The sequence below is a fragment of the Azospirillum sp. UENF 312511 genome, from assembly GCF_058780635.1.
Genome location: NZ_JBSNCG010000004.1, coordinates 567,269 through 580,108 on the forward strand (window position 1 = coordinate 567,269; position 12,840 = coordinate 580,108).

5 protein-coding genes are annotated in these 12,840 nt (G+C 69.5%); 2 read left to right on the top strand and 3 right to left on the bottom strand.

Annotated features, from left to right (window positions below):
• Positions 1-12: 12 nt before the first annotated feature.
• Positions 13-5,772 (bottom strand): trifunctional serine/threonine-protein kinase/ATP-binding protein/sensor histidine kinase, encoded by a 5,760-nt coding sequence (locus ACWPN7_RS27955; RefSeq protein WP_459196327.1) that lies wholly within the window; start codon positions 5,770-5,772, stop codon positions 13-15.
• 264 nt (positions 5,773-6,036) lie between these two features.
• Here ACWPN7_RS27955 and ACWPN7_RS27960 point away from each other — a divergent pair, with 264 nt between their 5' ends.
• Together ACWPN7_RS27960 and ACWPN7_RS27965 are read left to right on the top strand one after the other, a co-directional pair.
• Positions 6,037-8,346, top strand: a complete 2,310-nt coding sequence (locus ACWPN7_RS27960) for an NAD(P)-binding protein (RefSeq protein WP_492273526.1) — start codon at positions 6,037-6,039, stop codon at positions 8,344-8,346.
• The gene (locus ACWPN7_RS27965; RefSeq protein ID WP_459196329.1) at positions 8,343-9,308 is read left to right on the top strand and encodes an acetoacetate decarboxylase family protein; all 966 of its coding nucleotides are present in this window, start codon (positions 8,343-8,345) and stop codon (positions 9,306-9,308) included. Before ACWPN7_RS27960 ends, ACWPN7_RS27965 begins: the two co-directional genes overlap by 4 nt.
• Positions 9,309-9,364: 56 nt before the next feature.
• Here ACWPN7_RS27965 and ACWPN7_RS27970 read toward each other — a convergent pair whose 3' ends face one another.
• Positions 9,365-10,744, bottom strand: a complete 1,380-nt coding sequence (locus tag ACWPN7_RS27970; protein ID WP_459196330.1) for an OmpP1/FadL family transporter — start codon at positions 10,742-10,744, stop codon at positions 9,365-9,367.
• A gap of 13 nt (positions 10,745-10,757) precedes the next feature.
• Positions 10,758-12,767, bottom strand: a complete 2,010-nt coding sequence (locus ACWPN7_RS27975; protein ID WP_247894890.1) for an FAD-dependent oxidoreductase — start codon at positions 12,765-12,767, stop codon at positions 10,758-10,760.
• Positions 12,768-12,840: the final 73 nt, after the last annotated feature.

The window sequence follows — 12,840 nt, forward strand, 5'->3', positions numbered from 1 at the left end:
CCGCTCGCCATCTCAGCTCGGCGGCGTTTTTCCGGGGGCACGGCAGGGGAACTCGACGGTGAATCGCGTCCCCTCGCCGGGCTGGCTGTCCAACTGGATGGTGCCGCCGAGCTGGCCGGTGATCAGGTTGAAGACGATGTGCAGGCCGAGCCCGGTCGAGCCGGTGCCCCGCCGCGTCGTGAAGAAGGGCTCGAACACCTTGCCGTGGTTCTCCGCCGGGATGCCGCAGCCGTCGTCCTGATAGACCAGCCGCACCCCGTCGTTCTCCAGCGTCTGCGCCGTGATGGCGATCCGGCCCTTCTCGCCCTCCCGGTAGGCGTGGTTGACCGAGTTGGTGATGAGATTCGTCACGATCTGCGCGATCACGCCGGGGTAGCTGTCCAGCTCGATGCCCTTGGGGCACTCCAGCCGCACCTCGTGGCCGGGGCGGTGCCAGGTCGGGCGCAGGCTGACCAGAACCTCCTCCAGATAGCCGCGCAGGTCGAACCGGCGGCGGTCGCTGCGCGTCTGGTCCGAGGCGACCTGCTTGAAGCTCTGCACAAGGTCCGCCGCGCGGGTGGCGTTGCTGATCATCAAGGTAGCGGCGTCGCGCGCGGCCTGCATGAAGTCCTGGAAGTCGGCCCGGCGCATCTTGCCGGTGTCGGACAGCGTTTCGAGCGCGCTGATCTTCTCGCCGAGATAGGAGGCGCTGGTCATCACGATGCCGATGGGTGTGTTGATCTCGTGCGCCACCCCGGCGACGAGCTGCCCCAGCGAGGCCATCTTCTCCGCCTGGACGAGCTGCTGCTGGGCGGCCTTGAGCTGGGCATGGGCGGCGTGGAGCTGCTCGTGGGCGTCGCGCAGCTCGCTTTCGCGGCTGCGGTCCACCGTCACATCCACATAGACCTGCACCATGCCGCCGTCCGGCATGGGATTGCTGCGGACCTGGATGACCCGGCCGTCGGCGAACTCGATCTCGCTGGGGCTGCTGACCAGGGGCGAGGGCACCAGCGCTGTCAGAAGCTGCCCGGACGCGTTCACCGCGGCGCTCAGCTCCCGATAAGGAACGCCGACCCGGCGCAGCGTGTCCGGCAGGCTGAAGAGCGCCATGGCGCGCTCGTTCCAGACGCGCAGCCGCTCCTCGGCGTCGAAGGCCGCCAGGCCGTCGTACATGCTGGCCAGCGTGGCGCGCAGCAGCTGCGATTGCTCGGCCACCTCGCGCGTCCGCTCGGCCACCTGGGCTTCCAGCGTGCGGTTCAGCCGCTCCAGCCCGTCGTAGAGGCGGGCGTTCTCGATGGAGATGGCGATCTGCACCGACAGGAGGTTGAGCAGCTCCAGCCGCTCCGGGCTGAAGATGTCGGCGGCGAGGTTGTTCTCCAGATAGAGGATGCCGACCATCTGGTTGCGGTTGCGCAAGGGCAGGCACAGCACGGAGCGCGGCTGCGCCATCCGCGTGTAGGGGTCGTACTGGAAATCGCCGTCGTTCGCGGCGTCGGCCAGAACCACCGGCTCCCCGGTCTGGATGACCGCATCGACGACGCCACGCACCAGGACCGGCGCCGCGTCGTCGAGCGGGCGGGATTGCAGGACCTCCGCGTCGGCGCCCTCGCTCGTGGCGTCGGCCTCGATCCGCCACGCGCCGTCGGTCGGCAGGAGCAGGCAGCCCCGCGTCGCCCCGGCGTTGGTGATGACCAGCTTCATCAGCGTCCACAGCAGGTCGCCCAGGCGGATGTCCTGCGCCAGCGCCTGCGAGGTGCGGATGACCGTCTCCACATCCACCATGTGGGAGCTGGATCCGGAGGAGGAGCGCCGCCGCGACGAGGCGGTGACCGGGCGTTGCGGCGGGAAGCCGTCGTCGGCGGGCCTCTGGTCCGCCGCTGTCTCGCCGAACAGCTCGGCCAGCCGGGCGTCCAGCGCCCGGACCTTCGCCAGCGCGTCCCAGCGCCGGTAGGCGTGGCGGGCCTGGAACAGCATCGCCTTCGCCGTGAAACGGTCGCCGCGCGCCAACGCGGCCTCGCCGGCCCGCTCGCAGGCGAAAGCCTCGTCGTGGGTGAAGCCCTGTTCGCGGGCGCTCTCCGCGGCGGTCTGGTAATGACGGTGCGCCTTGTCCAGCCGCCCGGTGGCGCGCAGCCGCTCGGCCACCACGAGCGCCAGCAGGTGACGGAAATTGGTCGGCGCGTGGCGGACCGCGCTGCGGAGCCGGCGCTCCAGCCCGAGCGCCGCGGCCCGCGCCCGCAGCCGCTCGGCGGGGCGGAGGCGGTCCCAGGCGGCGAAGTCGATCAGGGCGGCGACCACCCGCATGCGCAGGTTCATCACCATGCCCATGGAGGCGTCGGCGAAGGGACGGCGCTTCGCCATGCAGCGCCGCGCCTCGTCGATCCGGCCGAACAGCAGGTTCAGATAGGCCAGATGGCTGTGCATCGTGTCCAGGGCAAGGCGGTTGCCGCTGGCGGCCAGGGCCGGGACGTCGCTTGCTTCCGTGACGTGGGGGCCGGCGAAGACGGTGGGGTCTTCGGACTCGCCGAGCAGATTGGCGATGAGCTGCTGGTGGGGCCGCAACACGCCCGCCGCGGTCTGCTGGTTCAGACGCGCGATGGCGGCAGCGTGGCCCGCCGCGGTCTGCTGGAGCTGCCGCAGCGGATGACCGAGAAACAGCCCTTGCGCGACCGCGTTGTTCAGGCAATAGGCGGCGTACTCGATGTCGCCGGTCTCCAGGCCGATCCGGTGGGCGTCGAGAAGGCCGGCCAGTGATTTGGCCACCGGCTGGTGCCACACCTCAATGAACAGATGGACGACGAACAGCGTCTGGGCGCGGCCCTGGTTGGCGTTCAGCCGGTCGAGCACGCGCAGCGCCACCCGCCCGTACATGGCGCCCGCCGGGACGTCGCCGAGCATCGCGCAGTGCAGCAGCCCATAGGTGGCGTAGGTGATGCCGGAGGCCGGCAGGATTCCCTCGGTCGCCGACAGCCGGACCATGCGCAGCAGCAGCACCGTGTAGAGGTTGGTGTCGTGCAGATAGGCGCTGGCCAGCACGCGCGACACGATGCGCCCGATCGTCAGCAGGCGCGGGTCGGTGAGGGGCGGGCGGTTGACGAGATCCTCCTCGCCCTTGCCGCGCAGCGCCAGCTTGGTCGTGGCGAGTTCCTTGAGCACATGCCGGGTGTCCGCCCGCTCGGGGATCGGGCTGCCGAGCTGGCCCAGGGCGGTGCGGCAGGCACCGAGCGCCGCCGGCAGGTTCTGCCGCGACACGTGCATCTGGATTTGCGTCTCGTAGGCCAGGGCACGGTCGAGGACGGTGTGGGCGTTGGCCTCGATGGCCTCGGCCAGCGGCGTCGCCGCGGCGACGTCGCCGTTCACCGCCGCGATCTCCGCCGCTTCGGCGTGCAGGCTGAGCGCCAGCTCGTACAGGCGCGACCAACCGTCCGCGGGGAGCAGCCCGACGCCGGTGATGAGATAGTCGAAGGCCGGCCCCAGCGCCGCCGAGGCGCGCGCCGCCTGCCCGGCCAGAAGGTTGTAACGGGCCAGCCGCTCCTTCTGCTCCGGCGACAGCAGGGGCAGGGCGCGGTTCAGCTGGTTGGTGATCGCGAACAGCCGATCGGTCGTCCGATCGCCCGTCAGGCCCTGGCTTCGTTCCAGGACGAGGCCGACGGCGAGATGACAGGCCAGGGCGTCGGCGTCCGGCAGCATGCTGTAGGCCGCCTGCTGCACCCGGTCGTGGACGAAACGGTAGGTGGCGCGCGGCGACACGCTGTCCATGTCGGCGTAGCGGTAGGCGTCGCCCACCGGGACCACCAGCCCGCTGCGCAGGGCCGGCCACAGCGCCGCCGCCGCCGCCGCGGAGGTCCGCCGGCTCGCGTCGGCCAGGGTGGCGAGATCGAAGGCACTGCCGATGCAGGCGGCGGTCTGGATGACGGTCAGCGTCTCGGCGGGCAGCTCGCGGATGCGGCGGACCACGAAGGTGACGACGTCGTCGACCATCCGCTCCATCCGCTGGGACTCGATGGCCTCCAGGTTCCAGTTCCACACCCCGGCGAGGCCGTCATAGGCGATCAGCCCGCTCTGCTCCAGCGACTCCAGGAATTGCCCGAGGAAGAAGGGGTTGCCCAGCGTGTTGGCGATCAGCCGTTCGGCCAGGGGGCGCACGTCGTCGGGGGCCGCGTGCAGCGTGTCGGACAGCAGGGCCACCACCGCGTCGGCGTCGAGCCCGCCGAGAGAGACGTCGCGGACGGGAACGCCGCGCTCGCCGAAGGTCTGGATCGTGTGGCGCAGCGGGTGGGCGGCATCGACCTCGGTGTCGCGGCAGGTGCCGACCAGCAGGAAGTGGCCGAGGTCCGGATCGCCGGCCAGCCCCTCCAGAAGTTTCAGCGTGGCGAGGTCGGCCCATTGCAGGTCGTCCAGGAACAGCACCAGCGGGTGCCCCGCCCCGGCGAAGACGCGGACGAAATTGCGGAAGACGTAGATGAAGCGCTCGTGCGCCTCCACCGGACCCAGCTCCGGCAGCGGCGGCTGGGGACCGATCAGCCGCTCGACGTGGGGAATGACGTCGGTGATGATCCGCCCGTTGGGACCGAGCGCGGCGAGAAGGCGGGCGCGCCACAGCGCCAGCGACTCCGGGCCGGTGGCGAAGGTCTGCCGCACCAGGGTCTTGAAGGCCTCGATCACCGGCGCGTAGGGGATGTCGCGCTTCAGCGGCTCGAACTTGCCGGTGATGAAGAAGCCGTGGCGGGCGATCACCGGCTTGTGCAGTTCCCGGACCAGCGCCGATTTGCCCACACCCGAATAGCCGGAGATCAGCAGGGCCTCGAACCCGCCCGCGGCGGCCCGCCCGAAGGCGTCGAGAAGCACGCGGAACTGGCCGGTGCGGCCGTAGAGCTTCTGCGGGATGCGCAGCACCGGACGGACGTCCCGGCCGGCCAGCGCGAAGGGCTGGATGCGGCCGTGGCTGCGCCATTCGGTCAGGCAGCGTTCGAGGTCGGCGCGCAGGCCGAAGGTGCTCTGGTAGCGCTCCTCCGGGTTCTTCGCCATCAGCCGGGCCACGATGGCGGCCAGCGGCTCGGGCACCAGCGGGTTGAGCTTGTGCGCCGGAACGGGCGTCCGCGCGATGTGGCAATGCACCAGCTCCAGCGGATCGCCGGACGGGAAGGGGGGCTGGCCGGTCAGGACGTCGTGGAAGGTGGCGCCCAGCGCGTAGAAGTCGGCGCGGTAATCCACCGACCGGTTCATGCGGCCGGTCTGCTCCGGCGCCATGTAGGCGAGCGTACCCTCCATGGTGCCGACGTCCGGGTCGCCCGCCTCTTCCCGCGACAGCTCCGACGCGATGCCGAAGTCGATCAGGTTGAACTGGCCGGTCGCCGGATTCCAGATCAGGTTGCCGGGGCTGATGTCCTTGTGGACGACCCCGGCGTCGTGCACGGCGGCCAGAGCATCGACGGCCTGGAGCGCCATCCGCAGGAAGACCGCCACATCCTCCGTCCGGACGTCCGGGAGGCTGTCCAGGGCGGTGCCGCCGATGTCGCGGAACACCATCATCAGCCCGTTGCCATGGGGCACGCAGTCCAGCGCCTCCACGATCCCGGCGTGGCGCAGCCGGCGGGTGATCGCGAATTCGCGCAGGAACGCCGCCTTGTCCTCGCCGCCGATGTCCGCTCCGGACAGGAATTTGCAGATGACGGGCAGGCCGTCGTCGCGCCGGACGGCGCGCAGCACGGTGGAGCGCGCCCCCACATGCAGCGTCTCGACAACGCGGAAGCCCGGTAACGCCGGCACGGTTGCGGTGGGGATGGCCCCGATCACGACGCAGCATCCTTATGTCGCGTGGTTGCGCCGACAGTTATAGAAGGTCGCGCCACGGTGGAGCAAGCGCAGGGCGTAGCAGCCGGGGCTTTGCACGATTTTTGCTTGGCGATCGCACGGATCATAGACCTGTAGCATCGGCGAAACGGCGTAATAGTTCAATTGCGGTAAGACAATTTATGCTAATCTCCCCCGCAATTTCTGACGAGTGCCGCGGAATTCCGCGGCGCCGTCACGGAGATGCCGGATCTGCGGGGGGAGAGCATGGCGAAGACGAGGGTTGCAATTCTGGGTGGTGGCGTCGGCGCCCTCACCACGGCGCATTTCCTGTCCGACACGGACGAGAAGCGGGCGCGCTACGACGTCACCATCTATCAGATGGGCTGGCGGCTGGGCGGCAAGGGCGCCACCGGACGCGACCAGTGGAACCGTATTCAGGAGCATGGCCTGCATGTCTGGTTCGGCTTCTACAACAACGCCTTCAAGATGATCCAGGACGTCTTCGACGTCTGGAAGCGCTCGCCGGACAACACCTTCCAGTCCTGGCGGGACGTGCTGAAGCCGCAGCGCTTCACCCCCATCGGCATGGTGCTGGACGGCGGCAAGCCGGCCTACTGGCCGCTGACCTGGCCGGTGCTGGGCGGCGAACCGGGCTCGGCCAACGTCATGCCGACCCTGCCGCAGGCCATCGCGTCGCTGGTCGGCGTGGTGCGCGACGTGTTCGAGAACTGGGACGAGCTGAGCGGCCTGATCGTCGACGGCAAGCTGGTCCACATCGACGGCCGCACCGTCGCGCCGATGCCCGTCCTGCCGGCCGACCAGCAGGTCCTTCCGGCACCGCTGGCCACCCGCTTCGCCGACGCGATCCGCGGCTGGAAGGACCGGGAGGTCCGCCATCTGGCGCAGGCCGAGGCGCTGGTGAAGGGCGCCGCCGTGACCACCGCGAAGGACGCCGCCATCGCCGCCCACCGGCTGATCCGGGCGCTGGCGGACGGGGCGCAAAATGGGCCTGGGTCCAACCCTTCGGCGGCTCCGCCGGTCGAGCATTTCCACGACCTGATGAAGCTGCTGCGGCTGATCGAGGCCGCGGCGGCCACCCTGCCCAGCAACCATGTGGCCCGCGACCTGCTGGCCTTCGTGCTTCCCTTCACCGTCGGCATCATCGCCGATTTCGGGATCGAGAAGCGCACCGCCAACTCGCTGGACGAGCTTGAATTCACCGACTGGCTGATCCGCCACGGCGGCGACGCCGCGGCGCTGAAGCAGAGCTGCTCGCTGCGCACCTGCTACGACACCTTCATGCAGTACAAGGAGGGCGACTACCGTCAGCCCAACTGGGGCGCCGGAGTCGCGGCGCAGTCCTGCGTGCGCATGTTCGCCACCTGCCGCGAATCGGTGATGTGGAACATGGAAGCGGGCATGGGCGAGGTCATCATCGCGCCCATCTACCAGACCCTGCTGCAGAACGGCGTGAAGGTGAAGTTCTTCCGCCGCGTCGAGGACATCGGACTGTCCGACGACCGCGCGCTGGTCGAGACGGTGCGTCTCGCCCGGCAGGTCGATCTGGCCGACGGCGGGGACGACTACCAGCCGCTGATCACCGTGCCGCTGGAGGACAAGAAGTTCCTGCTGGCTTGGCCGCTGGAGCCGCTGTGGGACCAGATCAAGGACGCCGACAAGGTCCAGGCGGCGCTTGCCACCAACAACTCCTCGCTGGAATCGCACTGGTGCGCGTGGGAGCCGGTCGGGTCGGAGACGCTGCAGCGCGGCCGCGACTTCGACGTGGCCGTCCTCGGCATCTCCATGGGCGGCTTCAAGGCGATGAACGACCAGCCGACCCTGGCGGCGGAGCTGCAGGCGGCCTCGCCGGCCTTCAACGCGATGACCAGCAACATCGGCATCATCCCGACGCTGTCGATGCAGCTGTGGTGCGGCCCCGACCTCCAGGGGCTGGGCTGGGAGCCGGGCCAGCCGGCCGCCGTCGCCGGGCCGGAGCCCTGGTCGATCTGGGCGGAGATGGGGCAGACGCTGCCCTACGAGTTCCGCCCCGGCGGGACCGGTGCGCCCCAGTCTGAAACGCCAAAGTCGGTGCATTACATCTGCGGCGTCTGGCAGACCGGTCTGGTCGCCCGTCCGACCACCGACCTCGCGGTGCCGAAGGAGGCGCTGGACAATGTGACGAACAGCGCGGCGGAGTGGCTGGACGCCTATATGGGCAATTTCTGGCCCAAGGCGACGGTCTCCGGCCAGGGCGGCGTCGGCTTCAACTGGAACGTCCTCTACGATCCGTGGAACGGCACCGGGCGGGAGCGGCTGTCGCACCAGATCATCCGCGCCAACGTCGATCCCACCGAAACGCTGCCGGGCAGCGCCGCCGGCTCCACCAAGTTCCGGCTGCGCACCGACGCGAGCGGGTTCTACAACCTGTTCCTGGCCGGCTGCTGGGTCCGCACCGGCTTCAACACTTCCTGCATCGAGGCGACGGTGATGTCCGGCATGCAGGCGGCGCGGGCCATCTCCGGGACACCGCTGTTCATCTCCGGTGAGAACTTCCTGAACGGGGCCCCGTCGTGACCGCCCCCCGCTACGTCTCCTTCGCCGGGCACGGCGAGGTGTCAATCGCCGCACCCGGCGTCTTCACCGACAGCCTCGCCACCGCCTTTGTCGTGCGCAGCAACCCGAAGAACACCCAGGCGCTGGTCGACAAGCTGCTGAACGCGGCGCCCGCCGGGGCGGTGCGCTACACGGTGGCCGGGCCGGTGGCGCTGTGCACCTTCCTGTCGGTGGGGCGCTGCACCAGCCCGACCGAGCCGTTCGGCTGGATTCCCTATCGGGAGGCCTCGCTGTGGCTGCCGCTGATCGAGCATCGGCCCGGCCAGTGGCCGCGGCTGGTGCTATGGATGCCCTACGTCTTCCCGGACGCGACCATTCCGCTGGTCTGCGGGCGCGAGGGTTGGGGCTTCGCCAAGTCGCTCGGCCGCATCACGCTGCCGGAGGAGGGGGCCGAGGCCCCGCGCTTCGTCTGCGAGACGACGCTGTTCCGTACCCTGTCCTCCGACTGCGAGGGCGTGTTCGCTCCCCTGCTGACCGTGGAGGGCGGGCCGTGGACCCCCGGCTCGGCGTGGCGGAGCCTTGAGGATCTCGCCGCCGACCTTGGCGACGCGCTGAAGGCCCTGCTGCGCCCCGGCGGCCTGGTCGAGGGGGTGGAGGTCGCCGTCAAGGCGGTGGAATCTCTGCTGGCCGGCACGGTGCCGGTCATCAACCTGAAGCAGTTCCGCGACGCCCCGGACAGCGAGCTGGCCTGCTATCAGGCGCTGATTGACTGCCCGATGCACGTAGACCGCTTCCGCGGCGCCTGGCCGATGCGGGGCGACTGGACGCTGCGGGTGGCCGACTACGCCAGCCATCAGGTCATCTCGGACTTCGGCTTCGCGGCCGGGCCGGATGGCAGCGCCACCGTCCATGTGGATTTCGCCATGCAGATCCACATGGACTTCCGCGCCAACCCCGGCCGGGTGGTCTGGCAGGCGGAGTGAGGAAAGGGGCGCCGGCCTCAGGGCATGGCCGGCGCCGTTCTTGTCATGAAAGACCGTCAGAACGAGGCGCTGAGGCTCAGCGCCACGATGTCGGTGCCGTTGCAGAACTTCCCCGGATTGACGGCGGAGCCGTTGGGCGGCGTGCTGTTGCTTACGCATTCCTGGAAGCCGTGGGAATAGGCACCGTCCAGCCGCAGCGTTTCGGAGAAGGCGTAGCCGACGCCGACGCTGGCGTGCTTGGTGATGACCACCGGGATGACCGAGACGATGTCCTGCGCTGGGGCGATCTTGTCGGCCCAGCGGAAGCCGGCGCGCAGGGTCAGCGCGTCGGTCACTTGGTAGGCACCGCCGACGGCGAAGATGTTGATGTCGCGGTAGCGCTGCGGCAGCGTCTCCCACACCGTGCCGAGGCCCGGCACGTCGACACGGATGTTGTACTGGCGCAGCGCCTGCGCCCAGAAGGCGCGCCGGTAGTCGAAGGCGACGGTCAGGTCGGGCCGCAGCCGGTGGCTGACGCCGATGCCGAACTCGGCGGGGAGCTGGAAATTGCCCAGCGTGTATTTCGCGGGTTGGGTCAGCCGCGACCCGTCCGGCGCCAGCACGATCACCGAGCCGTCGCCGGTCAGGTTGTTGAGCGCCGTGCGGAACTGGTAGAAGGCGCCGATGGTGGTGTCGGCCTGCGGCTTCCAGGTCAGGCCGAGCCGGCCGCTGACGCCGTCGCCCTCCACGCCGGCACGGGCGATCGACGGGTCGAAGATGTCGAAATAGACGCCGCCGCCCATCCCGACCATGGCGCTGGCCGCGCCCAGCATCGGCCCCTGTCCGGTCAGCCGCCCGGTGGCGGCGAGCGCGCCGAGTTGGTCGGCCCCCTGAAGGACGCGGAAGCCGAGCCCTGCCCGCACATAGTCGATGGCGCCCGCCACCGTGACCTTCGGCGTCACGTCCCAGGCGGCGGCCAGCGGGACGCGCATGAACATCGCCTCGCTGCCGGTGCGCAGCCCGCTGTCGACGCCGGACGGCAGGCGGGCCATGAAGCTGCCCTCGCCGTACTCGGTGCCGAAACCGCCCTGGGCGTAGGCGCCAAGCCCGAGGGCGAGAGCCTCATGCCGCCAGACGAAGCCGCCCTGGGGGATGTAGTAGCCCTGGAAAGGGAAGGTGTCCTTCCCGTGCGCCACCTCGCCGGTTTGCGTCTGGGTGGCGCGCAGCCCGGTCGGGGCGGCAACCACCAGCCCGCCCTCCAGGTAGGAGGAGGAGCGCTGCGTCAGGGTCGCCGGGTTGAAGATCATGGCGGCGCCGCCGATGTCGGACGCCGCCCCGGTGCCGCCCATGCCCATGGACACGGCCCCGAATCCTTCGAAGGTGTAGACGTCGGTGGCATGGGACGGAAACGCGGCGGCCAGAGTGGCCGCCGCGGCAAACGCTGCGATTACGCGCATTGAATCAGGGTTCTCAATCGGACGGGGTGAGGTCGATGGTCTGACGGGCGATGGCCTCGGCGGCCTGCTTTCCGGACAGGACGGCGATCTCGGCGCTGCCCGCGCTGAACCAGGTCCGCGTCCAGTCACCCGCCAGGAAGGCGTTGACGAAGCCGCTGTCGCCCGGCTTCAGCCGGGTCTCCACCGTCGCCGGGAAGCACTGCACGTAGAGCTCCGACGGGTCGAGGTTGTAGCGGTAGTAGGAGGAATAGACCTGGCTCTGGTCGAACACGCCGTCCTTGACCGTGTTGGGCCACAGCACCCCGATGTTGGCGTTCAGCCACTCCGTGGCATCCCGGCGGACGTCCGCGGCCATCCGCTGCGGCAGGCCGCAGGCGTAGGGCGGGGCACCGGCCGGCCAGCGGGCGGTGCCGCAGAAATACTCCACGGCCTTGACGGTGCCGGGCGGCCAGGATTCGGCGGGGATGAGGTGGCTCATCTCGCCCCAGCTGTCGAGTTCCTCGACATAGCTGGTCATGGCGGTCGGGCCGGCCTTCCAGCCCATTTCCTCGATGCTCGGCGTCATCCAGAGCTGGACCGCCTGGGTCGGCACCGCCGGGGTGACCTCGACCATCTGCTTGAAGCGCAGATTGGCGTCCATCAACTCGGCCGCCGGGTCGGCCAGCGCGGCGGGCGGCATGGCCAGCACGACGAGATCGAAATCCTTGCCGACCTCCAGCACCGACTCCCCGGCGGTGCAGTGGCAGAACACCGATTCCAGGTTGATGCCGGCGTCGCGGATCTTGTCGCCGTCGACGATCTGGCTCCAGTCCGGCTCGGACGGCCAGCAGTAGAGCCATTTCCCGTCGTCGCCGTAGCCGACCTTGACAAACGGGTCATAGGCGCCGTTGACGAGATCGACCTGCCGGTTCAGGCGCACCCGCTCCACCCAGGCGCCGTTCTCGGAGGTTTCCAGCTTGGTCAGGCGGTGGAACAGCTTGATGTCCACCCCTCGCTGCTTCAGCACGAACCAGGCGGGGGTGAAGACGGTGTCGCCCATGCCGGCGTTCATCTTCCACAGCGGCGCGCCCTTGTAGGCGAAGCCCATCAGCAGAAGGATCTCCGCCGCGGCGCCGGCGGCGAAGCGCGCGTTCTCCGGCCCATCGGTCGCTTCGCCGTTCTTGTAGGAGAAGCACATGTCGTAGAGCAGGCGCACCGGGGCCGACCACGCGAAGGTGTCGGAGATGCCGTTCTTCTGCAGCCACTCGCGGAAGTCCTCGCCGTTGATGCGGTCGAAGCCGTCCTTGCCGTAGGGCAGCACATCGGCGAAGCAGCCGATGGCGAAGGCGAGGCCGAAATCGGCGAGGCAGGCGAACTCCCAGCCCTCGTCCGACAGCTTCAGCAACGGTTCCAGGACCGCCTGGAAGCCCTTCTGGACGAGCTTGAGCAGATCGACGATCAGCCCGTGATCAAGGGCGCCGCCGCCCGCCTCCTCGATGTGGGTCCGCGCCTTCTCAAGGGCGTCCAGCCCGAGCTTCGCGGTCAGATGGCCGGGCAGATGGTCGTGCTTGGCGACCAGATTTTGCAGAGCGCCGATCAGGAAGGCCGCGAAGCCGTTCGGGCCGAGCGATCGCGGATCGCCGGGCGTGCCGGAACGCTCGGGGAAATCGAGGTTCCAGGAATGCCAGCGGGTCTTGCCGAAGCGCGGGATGTCCTGCATCAGCGTCACCTGATACAGCGGGTGGAAGGCGTCCTGCCAGGTCTGGAAGGCGTAGTCGGCGGGCTCGTCCCACTCCGCGTAGGCGCCGCGCACCATCCGGAAGGCGTTGTCGTAGAAGCCCAGGAAAACGTGCAGCCCGTGCTCCTCGATGCGCTGGCCCTGCTTGGCGTTGCGGCCGCTGGCCCCCTTGCCGCCCAGCCGCCAGCCGTGGCTGACCAGCGTCACGTCGAACTTCTCGCGCAACGCCTCGGTCGCCGTGAGAGTCAGCGCGGCGGACACGCCCCCAAGCCCGCCGCCCAGCACCAGCACACGCGTCTTTCCCATCGCAGCCACCCCGAGCCCCCGGTTGTTTTGCCGGGGGATTGTGCTTGGCATCGCTGCTTGTCGCAATGGGATT

Bases quoted from the DNA above. Each gene is read 5' to 3' on its own strand.
- ACWPN7_RS27960 (WP_492273526.1), top strand. From the start codon at position 6,037: ATGGCGAAGACGAGGGTTGCAATTCTGGGTGGTGGCGTCGGCGCCCTC.
- ACWPN7_RS27970 (WP_459196330.1), bottom strand. From the start codon at position 10,744: ATGCGCGTAATCGCAGCGTTTGCCGCGGCGGCCACTCTGGCCGCCGCG.
- ACWPN7_RS27975 (WP_247894890.1), bottom strand. From the start codon at position 12,767: ATGGGAAAGACGCGTGTGCTGGTGCTGGGCGGCGGGCTTGGGGGCGTG.